Below are 22,980 nucleotides of genomic sequence, written 5' to 3'. Positions count from 1 at the left end.
TGTCCAGCATTCGAACATTCATAGCGACCGTCTTGCCTATCCATAGATCAGACCGCAATCTTTGTCCCATGCCACGCATGTGCTTCCGCCGCCCCACCCCGGAGATGTGTCTCTAGGGCGGCGCCTGCCTGCGCGCACCCCGGTCCTGGGGAGCGGAGCGGCCGCCGCCCGCCCCGCTGATCGAGCCCCATCGCCCGGAAGAGGTACCACCGACATGTCTGCACCCGCTCGGCCCGAGGACGTCGCACCCGACGTCGCCGCGCAGCCCGCCACCCCCGAGGCCACCGTCGCCACCGCCCGCCGCATCCACCTCAACGAGGACTGGGCCGCGACGGTCGTCGGCCTCGCGCTCGTCGCGCTCGGCCTCCTGTCCCTGCTGCCCGAGGGGCTGGTGGCCTGATGAGCACGTCCGCCACCGCGAAGAACGCGCCCCGTCCCGCCTCGCTCGAGGACTCGGTCGTCCAGACCGGCTCCCGGCTCGGCCCGCTCTACACCGTCGTCGGCCTCGTGGTCCTGCTCGCCCTCGCCTGGGCAGCCCGCGAGCTCTCCGCCGACGTCCCGGTCTGGTTCGAGGGCACCGCCCTGGAGGGCGTCGCCGGGGCGATCGAGTACCCCGTCTACGCCATCGCGCTGGGCCTGCTCGGCAACCTGGTGCTCTCGCTCGCGGGCGTCCGGGACCGCCTCGCGGCCGCGTTCCGCACCGAGCTGTTCATCAAGCTCGGGCTGGTGCTGCTCGGCGCCACGATCAACTTCGCCACCATCACCAAGGCGGGCGGCCCCGGCATCCTCCAGGCCGTCCTGCTCATCACGCTCGTGTTCGGCTTCACGTGGTGGCTGGGTGGGCGCCTCGGCGTCGACGCCAAGCTGCGCGCGCTGCTCTCGTCGGCCGTGTCCATCTGCGGCGTGAGCGCGGCGATCTCCGCGGCAGGCGCCGTGCAGGCCAAGCGCGAGCAGCTCGCCTACGCCGCGAGCCTCGTGATCCTGTTCGCCCTGCCGTCGATCTTCGTGCTGCCGTGGCTCGCCGACGTGCTGAACCTGACCCCGGCCGTGGCCGGCGCCTGGATCGGCGGGAACATCGACACCACGGCGGCGGTGACGGCCTCCGCCGCGATCGCGGGGGACGACGTGCTGAAGATCGCCGCGATCGTCAAGGCCTCGCAGAACGTGCTCATCGGCGTCGTCGCGTTCCTGCTCACCGCGTACTTCGCCTTCAAGGTGGAGCGCACGGAGGGCGCCGCGGCCCCCAAGGCGTCGGAGCTGTGGACGCGGTTCCCGAAGTTTGTCCTCGGCTTCATCCTCGCCTCCGCCATCGCGACCGTGTACGTCGGCAACGTCGGGGCGGACGCCGCGGCGCCCGACCTGGCGGTCATCAAGGCGCTCAGCACGGTCTTCTTCATCATCGCGTTCGTGTCGATCGGCCTCGAGTTCCGGCTGTCCGGCGTGCGCGAGGCGGGCTGGCGCCCGCTCGTCGTCTTCGGCTCGGCGGCGGTGTTCAACCTCGTCGCAGGACTCGCCCTCGCGAGCCTGCTCTTCGCCCACGTGACGTTGTGACCCCAGGGGCGGGCCCCTCCGCGCAGGGGCCCGGCCCGGGACGCCACGACACCGCTCCACCCGCCACCCGAGAGGGGACCTGCATGTCCACCACCGCGAGCCCGCCCCCCGCACGGGCTGCCGTCCGCCCGCCGCGCGCGGGCCGGCCCAACGGCCAGTGGAAGGTCGACGGCACCGAGCCGCTCAACGCCAACGAGGTCTTCAAGCAGGAGTCGGCGCCCCTCGGCGTCCGCGAGCGCATCGAGGACGTCTACGCGAAGCACGGCTTCGACTCCATCCCGGACGACGACCTGCACGGCCGGTTCCGCTGGTGGGGCCTGTACACGCAGCGCAAGCCGGGGATCGACGGCGGCCGCACCGCCACGCTCGAGCCGCACGAGCTCGAGGACCGCTACTTCATGCTCCGCGTCCGCTCCGACGGCCAGGCGCTGAGCCCCGCGGCGCTGCGCGTGCTGGGTGGCATCTCGACCGACTTCGCCCGCGGCACCGCGGACATCACGGACCGGCAGAACATCCAGTACCACTGGATCTCCGTCGAGGACGTCCCGGAGATCTGGCGTCGCCTGGACACCGTGGGCCTCGAGACGACGACGGCGTGCGGCGACTCCCCGCGCGGGTTCCTCGGCTCGCCCGTGGCCGGCATCGCCGCGGACGAGATCATCGACCCGACGCCCGCGATCCTGGAGATCAAGCGCCGCTACATCGGCGACCCGGAGCTGGCCAACCTGCCGCGCAAGTTCAAGACGGCCATCACGGGCCACCCGAGCCTCGACGTCGTGCACGAGATCAACGACATCTCGCTCGTGGGCGTGGTCCACCCCGACCTCGGCCCCGGCTACGACCTGTGGGTGGGTGGCGCCCTGTCGACGACGCCGCGTCTCGGCGAGCGCCTCGGCGTGTTCGTCACGCAGGAGCAGGCCGCCGACGTCTGGCACGGCGTCATCCGCATCTTCCGCGACTACGGCTACCGACGGCTGCGCAACAAGGCCCGCCTGAAGTTCCTCCTGGCCGACTGGGGCACCGAGAGGTTCCGCCAGGTGCTCCAGGACGAGTACCTCGGCTACGCCCTCCCCGACGGCCCCGCGCCGGCCGCGCCGACCCGCCCGAGCGACCACGTGGGCGTGCACGAGCAGAAGGACGGCCGCTTCTACGTGGGCGCGGCGCCCGTCGTCGGGCGCGTGGGCGGCAACACGCTGACGGGGCTCGCCGACCTCATCGAGCAGGTCGGCGCCGAGTCGGCCCGCCTCACGGTGCACCAGAAGGTCGTCGTCCTCGGCGTGCCGGCCGACCGCGTGGACGAGCTCGTCGCGGGCCTCGAGCCGCTCGGCCTCACCGCCCGCCCGAGCCTCGTGCGCCGCTCCACGATCGCTTGCACGGGCATCGAGTTCTGCAAGCTCGCGATCGTCGACACGAAGGACACCGCGGCCGCCGCGATCGCCACGCTCGAGGAGCGTGCGGGCGACGTCCTCGCGTCGCTCGACACGAAGCTCGAGATCAACGTCAACGGCTGCCCCAACTCGTGCGCCCGCATCCAGACGGCGGACATCGGCTTCAAGGGCCAGCTCGTCCTGTCCGACGACGGCGAGCAGGTGCCCGGCTTCCAGGTGCACCTGGGCGGGGGCCTGACGTCGGCGGACCGCGAGGAGCCCGGCCTGGGCCGCACGGTGCGCGGCCTCAAGGTCACGGCGGACGGCCTGGCCGACTACGTCGAGAAGGTGGTCCGCCGCTTCGCGGCCGACCGCGAGCCGGGCGAGACGTTCGCCCGGTGGGCGCACCGCGCGGACGAGGAGGCGCTCCGGTGACGGCGGAGGTGCAGCGGAGGGTGGAGGCGAGGAACGAGCATCCGCCCGCAGCGGAGCCGCAGCCGTCACCGGCACCAGGCACGGTGACGGCGGAGGTGGGCGACTCCGCGTCCTCGCTGCTCGCCGCGACGGGCACGACCGGCGCCCTCGGCCCGCGTGAGCGGTTCCTCGCGCGCGAGGCGGCTCGCGCTGCCCACGCCGAGGGACGTGCCGCCCGCGCGCGCGTCAAGCGGTCCGAGGCCGAGCTGCGTGCGATCGCCGTGCGCGGCGCGACGGAGCTCGGCGGCTCCGGCATCGGGGCGGCGGACGAGGCCACGGCCGAGCAGGTCGTCGCCTGGGTCGTCCGCGAGCTCGGCGGCGACCTGGCCGCCGTCGCCTGCTCGATGGCGGACGCCGTCCTCCCCCACGTCGTCGCGCAGGCGCTGCCGTTCGTCGACGTCCTGTTCCTCGACACCGGCTACCACTTCTCCGAGACCGTGGGCACGCGCGACGCCGTCGCAGCGACCATGGACGTCACCGTCGTCGACGTGCTCCCTCGCCTCACCGTGGCGGAGCAGGACGCCGAGCACGGCAAGGACCTGTGGGCCCGCGACCCCGCGGCCTGCTGCGCGATGCGCAAGGTCGAGCCGCTCACCCGGACCCTCGCCGGGTACGAGGTGTGGTTCACGGGCGTGCGCCGCGACGAGGCGCCGACCCGCGCGAGCACCCCGCTGGTCACGTTCGACGAGAAGAACGGCCTCATCAAGGTCAACCCGCTCGCCGCCTGGTCGAGCGACGACCTGTACGGCTACGCAGCCCGGAACGGCGTGCTGCTCAACCCGCTGCTCGACGACGGCTACCCGTCGATCGGCTGCGGCCCCTGCACCCGCCGCGTCGCCCCGGGCGAGGACCCCCGTGCGGGCCGCTGGTCCGGCTTCGACAAGACCGAGTGCGGGCTGCACACGTGACCGCGTCAACCCTGGAAGGCACGATGTTCCCCGCAACGCGAGCGACCGCCACCACCAGCCTCTCCCTCCTCGACGCCCTCGAGAGCGAGGCGATCCACGTCATCCGCGAGGTCGTCGCGGAGCTCGAGCGCCCCGTGCTCCTGTTCAGCGGCGGCAAGGACTCGATCGTCATGCTCCACCTGGCGGTCAAGGCGTTCGCCCCGGCACCGGTGCCGTTCCCGCTGCTGCACGTCGACACGGGCCACAACTTCCCCGAGGTGCTCGCGTTCCGCGACCGCACCGCGGACCGCCTGCGCCTGCGCCTCGAGGTCGCGAAGGTGCAGGACTACATCGACGACGGCCGCCTGCGCGAGCGCGCCGACGGCACCCGCAACCCGCTGCAGACCCGGCCGCTGCTCGACGCCATCGAGGCCGGCAAGTACACCGCCGTGTTCGGCGGAGGCCGTCGTGACGAGGAGAAGGCCCGCGCGAAGGAGCGCATCTTCTCGCTGCGCGACGAGTTCGGGCAGTGGGACCCGCGCAACCAGCGCCCCGAGCTGTGGAACCTGTACAACGGCCGGCACCGCCCAGGCGAGCACGTGCGCGTGTTCCCGCTGTCCAACTGGACCGAGCTCGACGTCTGGCGGTACATCGCCCGCGAGAACATCGAGCTGCCCAGCCTGTACTACACGCACGAGCGCGACGTCTTCGACCGCGACGGCATGCTGCTGGCCGTCGGGCCGTACGCGCAGCCGCGCACCGCCGCCGAGCGCGCGTCGGTCCGCTCCGAGAAGGTCCGCTACCGCACCGTCGGCGACATGTCCTGCACCGGCGCCGTCGAGTCGATCGCCCTGACGGTCGACGACGTCGTCGCCGAGATCGCCGCCACCCGCATCACCGAGCGCGGAGCCACGCGCGCCGACGACCGCATGTCGGAAGCCGCCATGGAGGACCGCAAGAAGGAGGGGTACTTCTGATGGCCACCGCCACCCTGGACACCACCACGACCCTGCTGCGCATCGCCACCGCCGGGTCGGTCGACGACGGCAAGTCCACGCTCGTGGGCCGCCTGCTCTTCGACTCGAAGTCCGTGCTGAGCGACCAGCTCGACGCCGTCGAGCGCGTCTCACGGGACCGCGGTCACGAGGGCACCGACCTCGCTCTGCTCACCGACGGCCTGCGCGCCGAGCGCGAGCAGGGCATCACAATCGACGTCGCGTACCGCTACTTCGCCACGGCGAACCGCTCGTTCGTGCTCGCCGACTGCCCCGGCCACGTGCAGTACACGCGCAACACGGTCACGGGCGCCTCGACGGCCGACGTCGTCGTGCTGCTCGTGGACGCGCGCAAGGGCCTGCTCGAGCAGACGCGCCGCCACCTGGCCGTGGCCGCGCTGCTGCGCGTGCCGCACGTGGTCGTCGCCGTCAACAAGGTGGACCTCGTCGACTGGTCGCAGGACCGGTTCGACTCGATCGCCGCCGACCTGCGCACCGCCGCCACGACCCTCGGGGTCGCCCACGTGCACGCCGTCCCCGTCTCGGCGCTGCTGGGCGACAACGTCGTCGACCGCTCGGACAACACGCCCTGGTACGGCGGCCCGAGCCTGCTCGAGCTGCTCGAACAGCTGCCGAGCAGCGACACGTCCGACGACGCCGCGCCCTTCCGCCTGGCCGTGCAGCACGTCGTGCGCCCGCAGTCCGGCGAGGACCGCTTCCGCGACTACCGCGGCTACGCCGGCCAGGTCGCCGCGGGCGTCGTGCGCCCCGGCGACGAGGTCGTGGTCCTGCCCGGGGGCCGCCGCACGACGGTCGCCGGCATCGACACCGCCGACTCGCTCGCCGCAGGCCTCGACACGCTGCCCGAGGCGTTCGCGCCGCAGTCGGTGACGATCCGCCTCGCGGACGACATCGACGTCGCGCGCGGCGACCTCCTCGCGGCCGCCGCCGACGCGCCCGTCCCGACGCAGGACGTCGTCGCGACGCTCGCCTGGCTCGGCGACAGGCCGCTGCACCCGCGCACGACCGTGCTGCTCAAGCACGGCACCCGCACCGTCAAGGCGCAGGTCCGCGAGATCGCGGGCCGCCTCGACCTCGACACGCTCGACGCCGCCGAGCTGCTCGCGGCCGAGTCGCTGACCCTCAACGACCTCGGCCGGGTCACGCTGCGCCTCGCGGCGCCCGTGCCCGTCGAGCCCTACGCGAGGGCGCGCCGCACCGGCGCGTTCCTGCTCATCGACCCCGACGACGGCGCCACCCTCGCCGCCGGCATGGTCGACGGAGCCTGAGTCCCCCGGCGCCGACCATGGCGACCGGACCCATCCCCCGAAGGAGAACCACGATGACGACGAAGACCCGCATCCCCGCCGCCCTGGTCGGGAGGGCCGCGTGCACAGCTCTGGGCATGGGGCTGGTCCTGGGCATGGCGGCGTGCGCCGGGCCGTCGTCCGCGACGGGCGGGGCGTCGAAGGACGAGGGCGCCGCGACCGAGGTGCACGTCGGCTACTTCGCGAACGTCACGCACGCGCCCGCCCTCGTGGGCGCGGCCGGCGGGTACTTCGCCAAGGAGCTGGGCTCCACGGCGCTGAAGACGGAGGTCTTCAACGCGGGCCCCGCCGAGCTCGAGGCGCTCAACGCCGGCGCGATCGACATCGCGTTCATCGGGCCGAGCCCCGCGATCAACGGCTTCGTGAAGTCGCAGGGCAAGGGCCTGAAGATCGTCGCCGGCGCTGCCTCCGGCGGCGCGTCGCTCGTCGTGCGCGACGGCATCGACACGCCGGAGGACCTGCAGGGCACGAAGATCGCCTCGCCGCAGCTCGGCGGCACGCAGGACGTCGCGCTGCGCGTCTGGCTCGCCGACCAGGGCTACACGAGCGACCTGCAGGGCGGCGGCGACGTCGCGGTGACGCCCACGGAGAACGCCCAGACGCTCCAGCTGTTCCAGAACGGCGAGCTCGACGGCGGCTGGCTGCCCGAGCCGTGGGCCTCGCGCCTGGTGCTCGAGGCGGGCGCGCACGTGCTGGTCGACGAGAAGGACCTGTGGCCGGACGGCCGGTTCGTCACGACGAACGTCATCGTGCGGTCCGACTTCCTGACCGACCACCCCGAGACCGTCGAGGCCGTGCTGCGCGGCGAGGTCGCGGCGATCAAGGCCCTCCAGGACGACCCGGCGGGCAGCGCGAAGCTCGTCAACGACGAGATCGCCAAGGCAGCGGGCAAGCCGCTGTCGCAGGACATCCTGGACTCGGCGTTCCAGAACATCGAGTTCACGGCCGACCCGATCGCCAGCACGCTCCAGACGCAGCTCGACCACGGAGTGAAGGCCGGCACCACGCAGGACGCCGACCTCCATGGCATCTACGACCTGCGCCTGCTCAACAAGGTCCTGGCCGCGGACGGCCAGGAGAAGGTCTCGGCCTCCGGGCTGGGCGAGGAGTAGCACATGACCACCACGTCCCTCGTCGACACGGGCTCCCTGACGGACGACGTCGCCGTGCGCCTCACCGGCGTCGGCAAGCGGTTCGCCGGCGGCCCGCCCGTGCTCGACGGCGTCGACCTGTCGATCGCCCCGGGCGAGCTCGTGTGCCTCATCGGCGCGTCCGGGTGCGGCAAGTCGACGCTCCTGAGCATCCTCGCCGGGCTCGAGCCGGCGACGGCGGGGGACGTGGTGGCCGGTCCCGCGGCCCTGATGTTCCAGGAGCCCGCGCTGCTGCCGTGGCTCACCGCCGCGAAGAACGTCGAGCTGGCGCTCAAGCTGCGCGGCGTGCCGCGTGCGGAGCGCACCGAGCGCGCCGCCGAGCTGCTGCACCTCGTGCGGCTCGACGGCGCCGCCGACAAGCGCGCCCACGAGCTGTCCGGCGGCATGCGCCAGCGCGTCGCCCTGGCCCGGGCGCTCGCCCAGGACCGCGACGTCCTGCTCATGGACGAGCCATTCGCCGCGCTCGACGCCATCACGCGCGACCTGCTGCACGACGAGCTCGAGCGCATCTGGCGCACCACGCAGCGCACCGTCGTGTTCGTCACCCACAACGTGCGCGAGGCCGTGCGCCTCGGCCAGCGCGTGCTGCTGCTCTCCTCGCGCCCGGGCCGCGTGGTGCACGAGTGGAACGTCGGAGACCAGGACCCCGTCCGGCTCACGGGCGAGATCACCGCCCGCCTGCGCGAGGAGATCAGCCGCCATGCCCACTGACGTCCCCACCTGGTTCACCTCCGGGCTCTCGACGGAGGACAAGGACAAGATCGCCGACGTGGAGGCCGGCCTCGATGCGCTCCAGACGCCCGACCGCGGCCGGAGCGGGGCTGCTGCCGCGCTCTCCGGGGCGCTGCGGCGCGCCTGGCCCCCGCTGCTCGCCGTCGCCGTCGTCCTCGTCGTCTGGCAGGTCGTGGTCTGGTCCGGTGTCCAGCCCATCTGGAACCTGCCCGGCCCCCGCGAGGTCGGTACGGCGATCAGCCGCGCGGCCCAGGACGGCACGCTGTGGGAGGCCCTCGGTACGTCGCTGTCGCGCGGCGTGCTCGGGTTCCTCGCGGCCGTCGCCATCGGCACGCCGCTCGGCATCGTGGTGGCCCGCGTGCGGTGGGTGCGCGTCGCGTTCGGCCCGATCATCACGGGCCTCCAGGTGCTCCCGTCGGTCGCCTGGGTGCCCGCCGCCATCATCTGGTTCGGCCTCTCCAACGGCACCGTCTACTTCGTCGTGCTCATGGGCGCGGTGCCGTCGATCATCAACGGCATCGTCGCGGGCGTCGACCAGGTGCCGCCGCTGCTGCGCTCCGTGGGCCGCGTGCTGGGCGCGAACCGGTGGAGCATGGTCACCGAGATCGTGCTGCCCGCCGCGCTGCCCGGCTACCTGGCCGGGCTCAAGCAGGGCTGGGCGTTCTCGTGGCGCTCCCTCATGGCGGCCGAGATCATCGCCGTCGGCGGCTCCATCGGCTTCGGCCTGGGGCAGTTCCTCGACCAGGGCCGCCAGCTCGCCGACATGGCGCTCGTCTTCACCGCGATCCTGCTCATCCTCGCCGTCGGCATCGCCGTCGAGCTGCTCGTGTTCGCACCGGTCGAGCGCGCCGTGCTGCGCCGCCGCGGCCTGCGCCCGGACGCCTCGTGACCGGACGCCTCGCGACCCGGCACCTCGCGAGCGGACGGGTCGTGACCCGACCGACCCGTGCGCGTCACATCGCCGAAACGTGCCCGGCCGATGCTGGGACGACGCCCGCAACCACCGGACCGGGGAGGTCTCGATGACAGGCAAGGTGTGGCTCGTCGGCGGCGGCCCGGGTGACCCCGACCTCATCACGGTCAAGGGCCTGCGCCTGCTCGAGGACGCCGACGTCATCGTCGTCGACCGCCTCGGGCCGCGCGCCCTGCTCGACACCCTGCCCCGCGTCCTGTCCGGGCAGACGCCCGTGATCGACGTCGGCAAGCAGCCCGGTCACCACCCGGTCCGCCAGGCCGAGATCAACGAGATCCTCGTCGAGCAGGCGCTCGCCGGGCGCAAGGTCGTGCGGCTCAAGGGCGGCGACCCGTACGTGCTGGGCCGCGGCGGCGAGGAGGTCGCGGCGTGCGTCGCGGCGGGCATCCCCGTCGAGGTGGTCCCGGGCGTCACGAGCGCCGTCTCCGTGCCGGCCGCGGCGGGCATCCCGCTGACGCACCGCGGCGTCGCGCGCGCGTTCACCGTCATCTCCGGGCACGACGACGTCTCCGGCCTGCTGGGCGGGGTACCGGGCGGCCCGGAGCACACCGTCGTGCTGCTCATGGCGATCGCCGGCCTGTCCCACACGGCGTGGGCGCTCGTCGCAGGCGGCCGCTCCGAGGACACGCCCGTCGCGATCGTCGAGGACGGCTACGGGCCGCGGCAGCGCACCACGATCGCCACGCTGGGCACGGTCGCGCAGGTCGCGGCCGAGGCGGGAGTGCGCAACCCGGCGGTCGTCGTCGTCGGCGACGTCGTCACGCTGGCGCCCGACTGGGTCGGCGAGGTCGCGGGCGGCACCCGGCTGTGGGCGACCCCGCAGCCGGCGTGATCCTCAGAGGATGTGGCGGGCCGCGGCCCAGCGCGTGAGCTCGTAGCGGCTCGAGAGCTGGAGCTTGCGCAGCACCGCGCTCACGTGGGTCTCGACGGTCTTGATCGAGATGAACAGCTCGCTCGCCACCTCGCGGTAGGAGTAGCCGCGCGCGATGAGGCGCATGACCTCCTGCTCGCGGCGCGAGAGGCGGTCGAGCTCGTCGTCGGCCACGGAGACCTCACCGGCCGCGGTGCCGAACGCGTCGAGCACGAACCCGGCCAGGCGCGGCGAGAACACGGCGTCCCCGCCGGCGACCTGCACGACGGCGCCCGAGAGCTCGCGCGCCGAGATGTTCTTGGTGACGTACCCGCGGGCTCCCGAGCGGATGACCGCGACGACGTCCTCGGCGGCGTCCGACACCGACAGCGCGAGGAACTTCGTCTCGCCGAGCAGGTCCGAGCACAGCCGGACCACCTCGGCGCCACCGCCTCCGGTGCCGCCGGGCAGGTGGACGTCGAGCAGCACGACGGGCGGGCGCATCTCGTGCACGACGGCGACGGCCTCATCGACCGTCGCCGCCTCCCCGACGACGGTGACGCGCTCGTCGAGGGAGGCGCGGACGCCGGCCCGGAACATGTCGTGGTCGTCGACGAGGACGACGGGCACGGGCAGGCTGACCTCGGCGGAGGGGGTCGTCACGGGCGGTCTCCTAGGGTGTCGGGCACGGCGTCGGTCCCATCATCGCCGCGCGCGCCGGTCAGGGGGCTGCCGTCGCGGCGCCCCTCGGTCGTGAAGCGTGTCGGGACCACTCCATCATCACCGGGTCGCGCGGTCTCGTCGGGCGCGGTCTCGTCAGGCGCGGTCCCCGGGGACGGCGCCGCGACCGTGCCCGCGCCGGCCGTGCTGTCGACCGTGCCCATGCGGGCCGGGCTGTCGACCGACGGCAGGGCGACGCGCGGCATGCGCAGCCTGACCTCGGTGCCCCAGCCGGCGCGGCTCGTGACCTCGGCGGTGCCGCCGCGGCGCCGGACGCGCCCGAGGATCGACTCGCGCACCCCGAAGCGGTCGGTCGCGATGTCGGCCATGACGAACCCGTCGCCGCGGTCGCGGACGAACACCTCCGCAGCCTGGTCGCTCACCTCGAGGTAGACCGTCACGGGCGGCCTCCCGTGCGCGACGGCGTTGACGAGCGCCTCGCGCGTCGCCTGGAGCAGCGCGGTGGTGGCCTCGGTGGGCACGCAGTCCCCGACGACGACGACGTCGATCGCGACGGCGGGGACGCTGCCCCCGTCCCATGCGACGTCGCCGCCGTGCTCCGCGGTGCCGCGGGGGCCCCGGGAGTCCGCGGCGGGCTTGCCGACGCGGCCGTCCTCGACCTGGGCGACGAGCTCGCGCAGCTCGGCCGCCAGCGAGGTCCCGGCCTCGCGGCGCTCCGAGTAGAGCCACTCGCGCAGCTCGCGCTCCTGGGCGCGGGCCATGCGCGCGACGCTGTCGGCGTCGTGGGCGCGGGACCGGATGAGGGCGAGGGTCTGGAGGACGGAGTCGTGCAGGTGGGCGGCGATGTCGGCGCGCTCGGCCTCGCGGGCGCGGGCGGCGCGCTCGTCGCCGAGCTCGCGCACCAGGCGCAGCCACCACGGGGCGAGCACGAGCGCGAACCCGACGAGCACCGCGAGCGCGGCGGAGGCGGCCTGGACGACCGCCCAGCCCCGGGTGTCCTGCCCCACGAGCAGCAGCGCGCCCGCGACGACGAGCACCAGGCCGCCCGCGGGGCGCGCCCACGTGGTCCACCGGCGTCGCTCCCCCGCCTCGACGCCGCGCTGGACGGCGTCGAGCTGCGACCACGCGAGCGCGAGGCCCCCGAGCGAGAGCAGCGCGGGCAGCAACCACGACTGACGCCACTCCCAGCCGGAACGCACCGCGACGAGGAACACGGCCGCGGCGAGCAGGACGGCGCCGATGACGATGTCGCGGAGCTGGAAGCGCGCGGCGACCTTCTCGATCCGCAGCCGCGGTGCGAGGCGCGACAGGGCGGCGGGCTCGGCCGCCTCGGCGGCGGCGCGCGGGTCGCCCGTGGGGATGGTGATCCACCAGAAGACGTAGACGGCGACACCGGAGCCGGTCAGGGCGAGCAGCGCCATGACCAGGCGCACCGCGCCGACCGGCAGGCCGAGGTGGGCGGCCAGGCCGGCGCACACGCCACCGACCCACCGGTCCGCCTCGGGGCGGCGCAGCGGCAGGCGCGTGCGGGGTGCGGTCGCTCGGCTCACGCCCTGATCGTGGCACGCCCGAGCGCCCGGAACGGCCCCCGGGGCGCAGTTTCAGGGTTCCGCGAACCCTCCCGAGGGGTGGTTCCAGGGTCGGTTCAGGGGTTCACCCAATAGAGCCGGGGGCGGCGTCACCGGCAGGATCGATGCCATGAGCACCAACCCGTACCCCCGCAGCCGGAGCCCGGCGCCGGCCAGACGCCCCCGGCGTCGTCGGTGCCCCCGCCGCCCGGCACCCCGCCCTACGACCCGAACCGTGGATCCGGCCAGGACCGCTTCTTCGACTCCATCCGTCGCACCGGCCTGTACCGCACCGAGGACCGCTGGGTCGGCGGCGTGGCCGGCGGCCTCGCCGCACGGCTCGGCTGGGACCCGCTGCTGGTGCGCGGCCTGCTCTTCCTCAGCTTCTTCCTCACGGGCATCGGCCTGGTCGCCTATGCGATCGGCTGGGCGCTGCTCCCGGAGCAGCGCGACGGCCGCATCCACCTCCAGCAGGCGTTCCGCGGCGACTTCAACGGGGCGCTCGTCGGCGCGGCGGTCGCGCTGATCGTCGGCCTCAACCGCGCCGACGGCACCTGGTGGAACGGTGGCTGGGGCGGCTGGGGCTGGATCGTCACCCTGTTCTGGATCGCCGTCTGGGTGACCATCGGCTGGCTGCTGGTGCGCTACCTGCGCGACCGGCGCCGAAACCGCGGCGCCGCGGGGGGCGGCGCGGCGGGCTACCCGCCCTACCCGACGCAGCCGGGCGGCGCGCCGTACGCGGCTCCTGCCTCGTCCAGCGCCTCCGCCGCCGACGCCGGTGGGTACGCCGCGTCGTCGACCCCGTCTGAGGGCGTGACCTCGCCGGTCCCGCCGACGACGCCGTACGCCCCGTTCGCCGCCGCGGTGCCCCCGACGCAGGCGGCGCAGCCGACGTCGTCGACGTCGTCGTACCACCACGGCAACGCCGCACAGGCCAGGGTCACGGCGGCGAACGCCCGGGCGGAGGCGGCACGGGCCCGTGCCGCGGCCAGCCGCGAGGAAGCCCAGGCGAGGGCGTTCGCGGCCCGCCAGCGGGCCGAGGCCCGCGCCGCGGAGCGCGCCTCGCGACCCGTCACGAAGAGCGCCGGCGCGGGGACCGTCGGCGTCGTCTTCGGCCTGATGCTGGTCGCCGGCGCGCTCCTCGCCGCGGCCGACCGGACCGGGTTCCGCTTCCCGTCCCCGTTCGACGGCAGCTACGACGCCGCGCTCCTGTGGGTCGGGGTGTCCCTGGTGATCGTCGGTGCCGCCGTCGTCGTCAGCGGCATCCGCGGCCGGTCGTCCGGCTGGCTCGGGTTCCTGGCGATCGTCGGCCTCGTCGTCGCGCTCCCCTGGAGCGTCACGGCGGGGAACGACGACTTCCGCGGCCTGCGGATCACGAGCGACGACGACGCCTGGGTCGGCGTGCGGAACGGCATCGACGTCAGCGAGGGCACCGTGACGCCCCGGTCGGTCGCCGAGGCCGAGCGCGGCTTCCGCGCCCAGTTCGGCGACCCGACGATCGACCTGTCGGGCCTGGACCTGTCGGGCGCGACCGTCGACGACCCCGTCGAGGTGCCGATCCGCCTCACCGCCGGCGACCTCACCGTCGTCGTCCCGCGTGACATCGCCGTCGAGGCCGACGTCCGGCTGCTCGCCGGCCAGGTGGTCTGGAGGGTCGACCCGGACGAGCGCACGCTCAGCCGCGTCGGCTCCAGCACCGCCCGCCTCCGCTCCGACGAGGCCGCCGACGACGGCGCGATCCTGCGCCTGCTTGTCTCGGCCGGTGCCGGCAACGTGACCGTCGAGGAGGGCTGATGCGGAGCGCAGCGGAGGCGAGGGCCGAGGAACGAGCCAGCCGCCGCAACGCAGCGCAGCGTCAGACCGTGAACACCAGGGAGAACTGATGAGCCAGAACCAGAACGACGAGCGTCCCCAGGACGCCGCCGAGACGATGGACGAGACCCAGCAGCTCGAGGTCGCGGGACAGCCGGACGAGACGCAGGTGCTCGACGCGGGCGACACGCAGCTGGTCGACGCGGGCGACACCCGGGTGCTCAAGACCGGGCCGGCCGCCGACGAGACCCAGGTGCTGCCGGCGCCCGCCGACCCCGACGAGCCGCTGTCGGTCTTCGACCAGCCGGCGACGACAGCCGCCTACACCGCGGCGTCGTACGGCGCCCCGGTGGGCCACGAGGCGCCGGAGGCCCCCACCTCCCAGGCGTCCGGGCAGACCGCGGGCTACGAGCCGGCCGGCTACACCGCGGCGTACGGCTCGACGGGATCCGCGCCGGGCTACGGCTCGGCCGGCTACGGCCCGACCGGACAGGGCGCGGCGGGCTACCCGGCCGGGGGCTACCAGACGGCCGCGTACCCCACCCAAACACCCTCGTACGTCACGCCCGGGTACGAGCCGATGACCTGGACCGCCCCGCCGAAGCCGCTGGTCAAGACGACCCCGCGCACCAGCACGATCGTGTGGGGCTTCATCATCCTGGCGATCGGCATCGGCGCGATCTCCGTCGCCGCGGGCGCGTCGCTCGACGTCGGCCTCGCGACGATCTGGCTGCTCGCGGCCGCCGGCGCGGTGCTGGTCGTCGCGTCCGTCGTCGGCGCGGCCCGGCGCCGCAACCGCGAAAGCTCTACGGCGGACGCCTGAGCGCTCGCGCTCCCACGACGACGGGCCCCGACCGCATCCGCTACGGTCGGGGCCCGTCGTCGTCAGGGGGAAGACGGTCAGGCGGGGGGCCTGCCGTCGTCGTCGACGGGCCGGTCCGGCTCCGCCGCCCGCGTCGCCGGGCCGGAGTGGCGGCCGTAGACGTCGGCGTCGGAGACGAGGCCGGCGGTCTGGGCGCCGGCCACGGTGATCTCCGGGCCGTCGGCAAGGCGGCGCAACGCGCTGCCGACCAGCAGGAACAGGACACCGAGCGCGATGACGAGCACGCAGATGCCGAACGACACGACGGACGTGAAGAGCGACGCGCGCAGGAACGACGCCGTCATGACGGTGTCGCGACGGGGGTCGTCCTGCGCGAGCTGGGCGTAGGTCTGCCCGTCGGTCGAGTTGAGGGCGTGCTGGTTGATGATGTCCGCCTGCGCGAACGCGGTGAGCGGGCCTCGGACGGCGTCACCCTGGAACATGCCGCCCAGGAAGGGGGCGTCGCCCGACACGGTGATCTTCTCGTTGGACAGCTGCGTGGCGACCAGGATCCACACGAGGATCCCCGCGACGATCATCACGACGCCCGCGATGATGGTGAACAACCCGATCCCGCGAACGCCGCGGGTCGGCCGAACTGTGACCGTGCTCGACATGGCTTGCTCCTCCCGGCTCGGATGCCGAGACTCACGCTAGTCGCGGCCGCAGCATCGCGCCTGGTGAGCGGGTACGCGCCGCGATCCGCAGCGCGTCACCCGGCCTGCGTCACTCCCACTCGATGGTGGCCGGCGGCTTCGACGTCACGTCGAGGACCACACGGTTGACCTCCCGCACCTCGTTGGTGATGCGCGTCGAGATGACGGCGAGCGTCTCGTAGGGCAGCCGGGTCCAGTCGGCCGTCATCGCGTCCTCGGACGACACGGGGCGCAGCACCACCGGGTGGCCGTAGGTGCGGCCGTCGCCCTGGACGCCCACGGAGCGCACGTCGGCGAGCAGCACCACGGGGCACTGCCAGATCTCGCCGTCGAGCCCCGCCTTGGTGAGCTCCTCGCGGGCGATGGCGTCGGCGCGGCGCAGGATGTCGAGGTTGTGCTCGGTGACCTCGCCGATGATGCGGATGCCCAGGCCGGGGCCGGGGAACGGCTGGCGGCCGACGATCTCCTCGGGGATGCCGAGCTCGCGCCCGACGGCGCGGACCTCGTCCTTGAACAGCGCGCGCAGCGGCTCGACGAGCTCGAAGTCGAGGTCGTCGGGCAGGCCGCCGACGTTGTGGTGCGACTTGATGTTCGCCGCGCCCTCGCCGCCGCCCGACTCGACGACGTCGGGGTACAGGGTGCCCTGCACGAGGAACTTGACCTCCTCGCCGTGCTCCCCGGCCTCGGCGACGATCTGGCGCTGCGCGTCCTCGAACACGCGGATGAACTCGCGGCCGATGATCTTGCGCTTGGTCTCGGGGTCGGTCACGCCGGCGAGCGCGCCGAGGAAGCGCTCCTTCTCGTCGCGGACGATGAGGCGCACGCCGGTCGAGGCGACGAAGTCGCGCTCGATCTGCTCGACCTCGCCGGCGCGCATGAGGCCGTGGTCGACGTGCACGCACGTGAGCTGGTCGCCCACGGCCTTCTGCACGAGCGCGGCCGCGACGGCGGAGTCGACGCCGCCGGAGAGCGCGCAGATGACGCGGGCGCTGCCCACCTGCTCGCGGATCAGCGCGACCTGGTCGTCGACGATCGACGACGGCGTCCAGTCGGGAGCCAGCCCGGCGCCGTCGTACAGGAAGTGCTCGAGCACGCTCTGGCCGTGCTCGGAGTGCTTGACCTCGGGGTGCCACTGCACGCCGAAGAGGCGCTGCTCGCGGTTCTCGAACGCCGCGACGGGTGCGCCAGCCGTCGTCGCGAGCACGCGGAAGCCCTCGGGGGCGCGGTGCACGGAGTCGCCGTGGCTCATCCACGCGGACTGCTGCGAGGGCGTGTTCGCGAGCAGCACGCCGGACTCGCAGACGTCGACCTGCGTGCCGCCGAACTCGGAGAGGCCCGTCTTGGCGACGTCGCCGCCGAGCGCCTGGGCCATGACCTGGAAGCCGTAGCAGATGCCCATGACCGGGACGCCGGCGCGGAACAGCGCCGGGTCGACCGAGGGGGCGCCGTCGGCGTACACGGAGGACGGGCCGCCGCTGAGGATGATCGCGGCCGGGTCCTTCGCGAGCATGTCCGCGACGGACATGCTGTGCGGGACGACCTCGGAGTACACCTTCGCCTCGCGCACGCGGCGCGCGATGAGCTGGGCGTACTGGGCGCCGAAGTCGACGACGAGGACCGGGCGGGGTGCGGCAGGGGACGTCACAAGGGTCATTCTAGGTGCGCCGCGAGGCCGCCCGTCGGGCTGTCTCGGCGCGCACAGGCGCCCCGACGGCCGGCGTCAGGCTGTCGTGACGTCGTAGCGCTGCGCGAGCGCGTCGAGCTTCGCCTGGCCGTCGGCGTGCACACGGCGCTCCACCACGAACGACATCACGGGGACGACGCCGGCGAGCACCATCGTGACGAGACGGCCGTAGCCCCAGCGCATGGTCGACCACAGGTGCAGCACCGTGACGAGGTACACGACGTAGACCCAGCCGTGCACGGGGGCGACGATCCAGGTCGCGTCGACGAACGCCGCCACGTCGTGGTTGCCGAACCACTGCCACTCCCCGACCGGGTACTTGACGATGCACCACGCCGTCAGGAGCAGCAGCATCACACCGGTGACGATCGCCATCACGCGGTAGCGGGCGAGGGCGCCCCGAGCCTTGCGGATGGCGGTAGCGGCCTGCGCGCTGGAAACCTCGGTCACGGGAGCCAGCCTAGCCAGCGCAGGCGGGCCCGGGCCGCGCCGTCGGCGCTGACGTGGATCACACCCGCCCCTGCCGCGGACCCGCGGCCGCGCCACGCCGCCGCGCCCTCTTGACGCCAGCCACTTACTCGGTAACTATCGATCTCAGCACCGATCCCTTACCCAGTAAGCACGGGAGACGACGATGTCGATCAGGCAAGGCTTCCTCGCACTGCTCTCGGAGCAGCCGATGGGCGGCTACCAGCTCCGCCAGGAGTTCGAGGCCCGCACGGGCGGCACGTGGCCGCTCAACATCGGGCAGGCGTACACCACCCTGCAACGCCTGGAACGCGACGGGCTCGTCGAGCCCGTGCCCGACGACGCGGCCCCGGCCACGTCACCGAAGGGCGGGCCGAACCCCGAGCGGTACCGGCTGACCGAGGCGGGCCGGGCGGAGGCGACCGCCTGGTGGCAGCGCCCCGTCGAGCGCAACGCCCCCGCGCGCGACGAGCTCGCCATCAAGCTCGCGCTGGCCGTGACCGTCCACGGCGTCGACATCGGCGCCGTCGTGCAACGCCAACGCACCGAGACCCTGCGCGCACTGCGCGACTACACCCGCCTCAAGCGCGACGCGACCACCGACGGGCCCGGGCTCGCCTGGTCCCTGGTGCTGGACTCCCTGATCTTCGCCGCCGAGGCCGAGGTCCGCTGGCTCGACCACGTCGAGACCGCCGTCCTTCGCGCGTCGCACACCCGCCCGGGCTCCGCACCCGTCGCGGCCGTCGAGACACCCCGTCCCACCGACACGAAGGCAGGCCGCTGATGTCCTCCCCCGTCATGCTCACGATGCGCGCCGTCACCCGCGTCCACGGGTCCGGCGCCGCCGAGGTCCACGCCCTGCGCGGCGTCGACCTCGCCGTCGCCATGGGCGAGCTCGTCGCCGTCATGGGCCCCTCCGGCTCCGGCAAGTCCACCCTGCTGCACCTCGCCGGCGGCCTCGACACCCCCACGTCGGGCACCGTGCAGGTCGGACGCGACGACGTCGGCGCCCTCGACGCCCAGGGCCGCGCCCGGCTGCGACGCAAGCACGTCGGGTACGTGTTCCAGGACCTCAACCTGATCCCCGCCCTGACCGCGCTGGAGAACGTCACCCTGCCCCTCGAGCTCGACGGCGCGTCCGCCCGCAAGGCACGTGCCGCCGGGACCGCCGCGCTCGCCGAGGTCGGCCTCGACGACCTCGCCGACCGGTTCCCCGACGACATGTCGGGCGGCCAGGCCCAACGCGTCGCCATCGCGCGGGCGCTCGTCGGCCCGCGACGCCTGGTCCTCGCCGACGAACCCACCGGGGCGCTCGACTCCGTGACCGGCGAGGCCGTCATGCGCGTCCTGCGCGCCCGCGTCGACACCGGCGCCGCCGGGCTGCTCGTCACGCACGACGCCCGCCACGCCGCCTGGGCCGACCGCATCGTGTTCCTGCGCGACGGACTCGTCGTCGACGAGACCGGGTCCTCCGCCGGAGCGGAGACGCTCCTCGACGGGGCGGCACGCTGATGGTCGCCACCGTGCCCTCGCCCTCCCGCGCGACACTCCGCACCGACACCGACGAGCCACGCCGCGGCCCCGGTGCCCGCTTCCGCGGCCGCTGGCGCGTCGCACTGCGCTACGGCGCGCGCGACGCCCGCCGCCACAAGGGCCGCACGGCGCTGGTCGCGGTCATGGTGGCGCTGCCGGTCGCGGTCGGGTCGTTCGCGGCGACGGCCCTGTGGTCGCTGTCGTACGCGCCGGAGATCAAGATCCGCACCGAGCTCGGGAGCGAGTTCACCGCAGGGCTCAGCTTCCAGGGGCCTGGCTACCTGCAGGCCCCGGACGGCTCGACCGGCCTGGGCGTCGAACAGCGTGGACCGGTCGCCGTCGCCGACCTCGAGGCGGGAGTGTCTGCGGCCTTGCCGGCGGGTTCGACCCTGCACCGGGCGGCGAAGGCGCAGCTCGGCGTCGTCGGCACCGACCGGCGACTCAGCGGCACCGCCCTGCAGCTCGACCTGGAGTTCCCCGAGGCCGCCGCCGCCTTCCCCGTGCGGGACGGCGCGCTCCCCCAGGACGGCGAGGTCGCGATCACCGCGTCGATGGCCAGGCAGATCGGCATCTCCCTCGGGGACGAGGTCACCCTGACGCCGAACCGTCTCGCAGCCGACCAGACCACCCGCACCGCCACCGTCTCGGGCCTCCTCAAGAACACGCAGGTGATCGACGCGTCGATCCTGCTCCCGGCCACCGGTCCGCTCGTGGCCCCCACCGACGTGGGCGACACCGCGGCCGACGGCCAGGGCGGCACCCAGCCCGAACCCCGCTGGTTCGTGACCGGCGACGCACCCGTCACCTGGGAAGACGTCGTGGCGATGAACAAACTCGGCGTCAGGGTGGTGAGCCGCGCCGTCCTCTCCGACCCGCCGCCGGACGAGGCCGTGCCGTTCTACGACGAGATACCGCCCGAGAGTCTCGGCGCCAGCGTCGAGACGTGGGGCACCGCGGCGGCCGTCGTCGCGATCGCGCTGCTCGAGGCCGTGCTGCTCATCGGGCCGTCGTTCGCGGTGAGCGCCCGCCGCTCGGCCCGCTCGCTCGCGATCGTCGCCGCCAACGGCGGCACGGTCCGTACGCTACGCGCCGTAGTGCTCGGCACGGGCATCGTCATCGGTGTGCTCGCCGCGCTCGGCGGGGCGGTGCTCGGCCTCGCCGGGACGACGGTGCTGGTCTCCGTCCTGGCCGACGGCTTCGTGCTTCCCGTGGTCCCGTGGCTGCCGGTGCTGGCGATCGTCGTCGTCGGCGTGCTGCTCGCGGCGGCCGGGGCGTGGCTGCCCGCCCGTGGCGCGTCGAAGGCCGACGTCGTCGCCGTCCTCGCGGGCCGCCGGGGTGAGACCACACACCGGCGTGGGCCCGCCGTCGTCGGCGCGGTGCTCGCGGCGGCAGGTTTCGGGGGCGCGCTCGCGGCCGGCGTCGCCGGGCAGGCCATGCTCCTCGCGGCCGGCATCGTCGTGGGCCAGATCGGGTTGGTGCTCGCGTGCGGCGGCATCGTCGCGCTGCTCGGCCGCGTCGCCGGGCGCCTACCGCTGTCGTGGCGGTTCGCGCTGCGCGACGCCGCTCGCAACCGCTCGCGCACCGCGCCCGCCATCGCGGCCGTGCTCGTGGCGTGCGCGGGCGCGTCGGCCGGGCTGGTCTACTCCTACTCGCAGGCGCTCTACGACTACCGGAACCAGTCGATCGAAGCACGGCCGGGGACGCTGATGATCGCGCCCGAGGCGTGGCCGTCGCCAGGCAACCGGCTCACCACATTCGACGAGACCATCGTGGCGAAGGTGTCCGAGCTGGTCGCCGACGTCATCCCCGATGCCGGAGACCTGACCCCGGTCCGCGTGCTGCGCACCCCGGGCGACGCAGAGACCGTCCGGCGGGTCGACCTGGTCCTGGCGCTCACGGACATGCAAGGCCCGGGTATGTCCTCCGGCCCCGGAGGGATCCTCGGCCCCGTGGTCGACGACGGCGCCCTGGTGGACGTCTTCGCGATCCCGGACGCCGACGCCGCCAAGGACGCGCTGCGTGACGGCAGGCTGGTGACCTCCCCGTGGGGGCTCGCACCTGACGGGACGGCGCGGCTCTCGGAGCTCGGCGTCGACTCCGCGACCGACACGCCGATCGACGACGGTCGCGAGGTCACAGCGCAGGGCACCGCCGTCGGAGAGCTGGTCGGGCCGAGCATCCTGTCGCTCCCGCTGGTCCCGCCGCAGGTCGCCGAGGCCAACGACCTCCCCGTCTCCGTCGGCGGGCTCGTCGCGACGCCTTCGGCCACGCCCTCGCGCGCGCAGGTCGAGACGCTCCAGTCCCGGCTGGACGACGTCTATGGCGAGACCGAATGGGGTGGGTGCATCGTGTGCGTCGGTGTCGCCGAGCCGCCGCAGCTCACCTCGGGATGGCTGACCACCCTGCTCATCCTCGGCGGGACGGGCCTGCTCGCGCTGGCCGCGGCCTGGATCGCGGCGGCCCTCGCCGCCACGGAGGCACGGCCCGACCTGGCGACGCTCGCCGCCGTCGGCGCCGCGCCCACGACGCGCAAGCGGATCGTCGCCGCCCAGGCAGGCACGATCGTCGTCATCGGCGCCGTGCTCGGCCTCACGTCCGGCATCGCGGTCGGAGCGGCATTCGTGCTCCAGAGCCGCTTCCGGTACCTGGAGGACCCGACCTGGTCGGTCGTGGTGCCCTGGCTCCCGATCGCCGTCGCCGTCGTTGCCCTCCCGCTCGTCGCCGTGGGCGCGGCCTGGCTGGTGACGCGAGGCCGCCTGGCGCTCACGCGCCGCGTCGCGGGGTAGCGCCGCGCGAGCCGGCGGGGAGGTCACCCGGTCCTGACCGGTTCATCGCGCGCTCCCGACGAGAAGGCTGCGGATGCGCCTCGGCGTGATGTCGATGGCGTCGTCCCGCAACGACGTCAGGACGGGTGCGTCGCGACGCACGAGGTCGGTCAGGTCGTCCACGGACACGTCGAGGACGGCGGCCCGGTTGCCGCTCCACGCCAGGACGGACCGTTCGAGCCCGGTGACCTGGTCGGACCAGACCGGGTCGTCGTCGGTCGTGCCACCGGGTCGCACGACGAGCAGGTCGACGTCGGACTCCGTGGTGGCCTCGCCACGGGCGACGGACCCGAACAGTGCGACGGCGAGAGCCGGGACGGCCCAACCGTCCACGGCCTCGCGCAGGCGCGAGAGGAACTCCGTGCGCATCCCGGCCAGGATCTCGGCGGCCGGCGCGGCCAGGTGGTCGCGGTTGAGCCGGTAGAGGTTCGCCCGGCCCGCCCTCTCGGCCAGCACCACACCTGGGACACGAGCCGGTCGAGTGCCTGCGCGATCCCGACGGAGCTTCCGCGGCGAGCGCGGCGGTGAACCTCCAGCCCTCCGGGTCGTTCCAGTCCATGACTCTCCGTTGAAGGTCGCGTCC

The 22,980-nt window shown here is 74.0% G+C and carries 21 protein-coding genes; 15 read left to right on the top strand and 6 right to left on the bottom strand.

Going from position 1 to position 22,980, the window contains the following annotated elements:
• Positions 1 to 214: 214 nt before the first annotated feature.
• The 10 genes from ET471_RS09075 (at position 215) to cobA (ending at position 10,290) form a co-directional block, all read left to right on the top strand.
• Complete coding sequence (locus ET471_RS09075) at positions 215 to 400, top strand: hypothetical protein (RefSeq protein WP_129187676.1); 186 nt, start codon at positions 215 to 217, stop codon at positions 398 to 400.
• The gene (locus tag ET471_RS09070) at positions 400 to 1,551 is read left to right on the top strand and encodes a YeiH family protein (RefSeq protein ID WP_129187675.1); all 1,152 of its coding nucleotides are present in this window, start codon (positions 400 to 402) and stop codon (positions 1,549 to 1,551) included. The genes ET471_RS09075 and ET471_RS09070 overlap by 1 nt, the downstream gene beginning before the upstream one ends.
• A gap of 83 nt (positions 1,552 to 1,634) precedes the next feature.
• Complete coding sequence (locus tag ET471_RS09065; RefSeq protein WP_129187674.1) at positions 1,635 to 3,353, top strand: nitrite/sulfite reductase; 1,719 nt, start codon at positions 1,635 to 1,637, stop codon at positions 3,351 to 3,353.
• Between the two features lie 245 nt (positions 3,354 to 3,598).
• A complete protein-coding gene (locus ET471_RS09060) occupies positions 3,599 to 4,300 on the top strand; it encodes a phosphoadenylyl-sulfate reductase (protein ID WP_129190843.1) in 702 nt (233 codons plus the stop codon).
• Positions 4,301 to 4,323: 23 nt separating this feature from the next.
• Entirely contained in the window at positions 4,324 to 5,256 is a 933-nt protein-coding gene (gene cysD / locus ET471_RS09055; RefSeq protein ID WP_129190841.1) for a sulfate adenylyltransferase subunit CysD, read from the top strand.
• Positions 5,256 to 6,563 (top strand): sulfate adenylyltransferase subunit 1, encoded by a 1,308-nt coding sequence (locus ET471_RS09050; RefSeq protein ID WP_129187673.1) that lies wholly within the window; start codon positions 5,256 to 5,258, stop codon positions 6,561 to 6,563. Before cysD ends, ET471_RS09050 begins: the two co-directional genes overlap by 1 nt.
• Before the next feature lie 53 nt (positions 6,564 to 6,616).
• Positions 6,617 to 7,714 carry an ABC transporter substrate-binding protein gene (locus tag ET471_RS09045; protein WP_129187672.1) on the top strand — a complete coding sequence of 366 codons (1,098 nt, stop codon included), beginning with the start codon at positions 6,617 to 6,619 and terminating at the stop codon, positions 7,712 to 7,714.
• A 3-nt stretch (positions 7,715 to 7,717) separates the two neighbouring features.
• Entirely contained in the window at positions 7,718 to 8,464 is a 747-nt protein-coding gene (locus tag ET471_RS09040; RefSeq protein WP_129187671.1) for an ABC transporter ATP-binding protein, read from the top strand.
• Entirely contained in the window at positions 8,454 to 9,374 is a 921-nt protein-coding gene (locus ET471_RS09035; RefSeq protein ID WP_129187670.1) for an ABC transporter permease, read from the top strand. Before ET471_RS09040 ends, ET471_RS09035 begins: the two co-directional genes overlap by 11 nt.
• A gap of 133 nt (positions 9,375 to 9,507) precedes the next feature.
• A complete protein-coding gene (gene cobA / locus ET471_RS09030) occupies positions 9,508 to 10,290 on the top strand; it encodes a uroporphyrinogen-III C-methyltransferase (protein WP_129187669.1) in 783 nt (260 codons plus the stop codon).
• A 3-nt stretch (positions 10,291 to 10,293) separates the two neighbouring features.
• Here cobA and ET471_RS09025 read toward each other — a convergent pair whose 3' ends face one another.
• Positions 10,294 to 10,971 (bottom strand): LuxR C-terminal-related transcriptional regulator, encoded by a 678-nt coding sequence (locus tag ET471_RS09025; RefSeq protein WP_129187668.1) that lies wholly within the window; start codon positions 10,969 to 10,971, stop codon positions 10,294 to 10,296.
• On the bottom strand, positions 10,968 to 12,539 hold the full coding sequence (locus ET471_RS09020) for an ATP-binding protein (RefSeq protein ID WP_129187667.1): 1,572 nt from the start codon (positions 12,537 to 12,539) through the stop codon (positions 10,968 to 10,970). Before ET471_RS09020 ends, ET471_RS09025 begins: the two co-directional genes overlap by 4 nt.
• 213 nt (positions 12,540 to 12,752) lie before the next feature.
• On the opposite strand from ET471_RS09020, the gene ET471_RS09015 reads away from it, so the two are divergent.
• Together ET471_RS09015 and ET471_RS09010 are read left to right on the top strand one after the other, a co-directional pair.
• A complete protein-coding gene (locus ET471_RS09015) occupies positions 12,753 to 14,351 on the top strand; it encodes a PspC domain-containing protein (RefSeq protein WP_129187666.1) in 1,599 nt (532 codons plus the stop codon).
• Positions 14,352 to 14,439: 88 nt separating this feature from the next.
• Positions 14,440 to 15,192: a hypothetical protein gene (locus tag ET471_RS09010; RefSeq protein ID WP_129187665.1), complete on the top strand. Its 753-nt coding sequence runs from the start codon at positions 14,440 to 14,442 to the stop codon at positions 15,190 to 15,192.
• Positions 15,193 to 15,269: 77 nt separating this feature from the next.
• Here ET471_RS09010 and ET471_RS09005 read toward each other — a convergent pair whose 3' ends face one another.
• From ET471_RS09005 to ET471_RS08995, 3 genes are all read right to left on the bottom strand, one after another.
• Positions 15,270 to 15,848, bottom strand: coding sequence for an aromatic ring-opening dioxygenase LigA (locus ET471_RS09005; protein WP_207207243.1), 579 nt, complete (start codon positions 15,846 to 15,848; stop codon positions 15,270 to 15,272).
• A 109-nt stretch (positions 15,849 to 15,957) separates the two neighbouring features.
• The gene (guaA, locus tag ET471_RS09000; RefSeq protein ID WP_129187664.1) at positions 15,958 to 17,541 is read right to left on the bottom strand and encodes a glutamine-hydrolyzing GMP synthase; all 1,584 of its coding nucleotides are present in this window, start codon (positions 17,539 to 17,541) and stop codon (positions 15,958 to 15,960) included.
• 66 nt (positions 17,542 to 17,607) lie between these two features.
• A complete protein-coding gene (locus ET471_RS08995) occupies positions 17,608 to 18,021 on the bottom strand; it encodes a DUF3817 domain-containing protein (RefSeq protein ID WP_129187663.1) in 414 nt (137 codons plus the stop codon).
• A 184-nt stretch (positions 18,022 to 18,205) separates the two neighbouring features.
• Here ET471_RS08995 and ET471_RS08990 point away from each other — a divergent pair, with 184 nt between their 5' ends.
• From ET471_RS08990 to ET471_RS08980, 3 genes are read left to right on the top strand one after another with little or no spacing between them, the layout of a single operon-like run.
• Complete coding sequence (locus tag ET471_RS08990) at positions 18,206 to 18,823, top strand: PadR family transcriptional regulator (RefSeq protein WP_129187662.1); 618 nt, start codon at positions 18,206 to 18,208, stop codon at positions 18,821 to 18,823.
• A complete protein-coding gene (locus ET471_RS08985) occupies positions 18,823 to 19,551 on the top strand; it encodes an ABC transporter ATP-binding protein (RefSeq protein WP_129187661.1) in 729 nt (242 codons plus the stop codon). Before ET471_RS08990 ends, ET471_RS08985 begins: the two co-directional genes overlap by 1 nt.
• An 11-nt stretch (positions 19,552 to 19,562) precedes the next feature.
• Entirely contained in the window at positions 19,563 to 22,358 is a 2,796-nt protein-coding gene (locus ET471_RS08980; RefSeq protein ID WP_165350458.1) for an ABC transporter permease, read from the top strand.
• A 42-nt stretch (positions 22,359 to 22,400) separates the two neighbouring features.
• Here the strand turns inward: ET471_RS08980 and ET471_RS08975 are convergent, their stop codons facing one another.
• The gene (locus ET471_RS08975) at positions 22,401 to 22,853 is read right to left on the bottom strand and encodes a nucleotidyltransferase family protein (protein ID WP_129187659.1); all 453 of its coding nucleotides are present in this window, start codon (positions 22,851 to 22,853) and stop codon (positions 22,401 to 22,403) included.
• Between the last annotated feature and the right edge of the window lie 127 nt (positions 22,854 to 22,980).

Source organism: Xylanimonas protaetiae (assembly GCF_004135385.1).
GTDB lineage: Bacteria > Actinomycetota > Actinomycetes > Actinomycetales > Cellulomonadaceae > Xylanimonas > Xylanimonas protaetiae.
The sequence above is the reverse complement of the archived record's forward strand: the minus strand, read 5'-3'. Positions and strand labels throughout refer to the sequence as shown.

Excerpts from the sequence above, each read along its gene's own strand:
- ET471_RS09005 (WP_207207243.1), bottom strand. The coding sequence starts at position 15,848 with ATGTCGAGCACGGTCACAGTTCGGCCGACCCGCGGCGTTCGCGGGATC.
- ET471_RS09050 (WP_129187673.1), top strand. The coding sequence starts at position 5,256 with ATGGCCACCGCCACCCTGGACACCACCACGACCCTGCTGCGCATCGCC.
- guaA (WP_129187664.1), bottom strand. The coding sequence starts at position 17,541 with ATGACCCTTGTGACGTCCCCTGCCGCACCCCGCCCGGTCCTCGTCGTC.
- ET471_RS08990 (WP_129187662.1), top strand. The coding sequence starts at position 18,206 with ATGTCGATCAGGCAAGGCTTCCTCGCACTGCTCTCGGAGCAGCCGATG.
- ET471_RS09035 (WP_129187670.1), top strand. The coding sequence starts at position 8,454 with ATGCCCACTGACGTCCCCACCTGGTTCACCTCCGGGCTCTCGACGGAG.
- ET471_RS08985 (WP_129187661.1), top strand. The coding sequence starts at position 18,823 with ATGTCCTCCCCCGTCATGCTCACGATGCGCGCCGTCACCCGCGTCCAC.
- ET471_RS09010 (WP_129187665.1), top strand. The coding sequence starts at position 14,440 with ATGAGCCAGAACCAGAACGACGAGCGTCCCCAGGACGCCGCCGAGACG.
- cysD (WP_129190841.1), top strand. The coding sequence starts at position 4,324 with ATGTTCCCCGCAACGCGAGCGACCGCCACCACCAGCCTCTCCCTCCTC.
- ET471_RS09065 (WP_129187674.1), top strand. The coding sequence starts at position 1,635 with ATGTCCACCACCGCGAGCCCGCCCCCCGCACGGGCTGCCGTCCGCCCG.
- cobA (WP_129187669.1), top strand. The coding sequence starts at position 9,508 with ATGACAGGCAAGGTGTGGCTCGTCGGCGGCGGCCCGGGTGACCCCGAC.
- ET471_RS09070 (WP_129187675.1), top strand. The coding sequence starts at position 400 with ATGAGCACGTCCGCCACCGCGAAGAACGCGCCCCGTCCCGCCTCGCTC.
- ET471_RS09040 (WP_129187671.1), top strand. The coding sequence starts at position 7,718 with ATGACCACCACGTCCCTCGTCGACACGGGCTCCCTGACGGACGACGTC.
- ET471_RS09075 (WP_129187676.1), top strand. The coding sequence starts at position 215 with ATGTCTGCACCCGCTCGGCCCGAGGACGTCGCACCCGACGTCGCCGCG.
- ET471_RS09045 (WP_129187672.1), top strand. The coding sequence starts at position 6,617 with ATGACGACGAAGACCCGCATCCCCGCCGCCCTGGTCGGGAGGGCCGCG.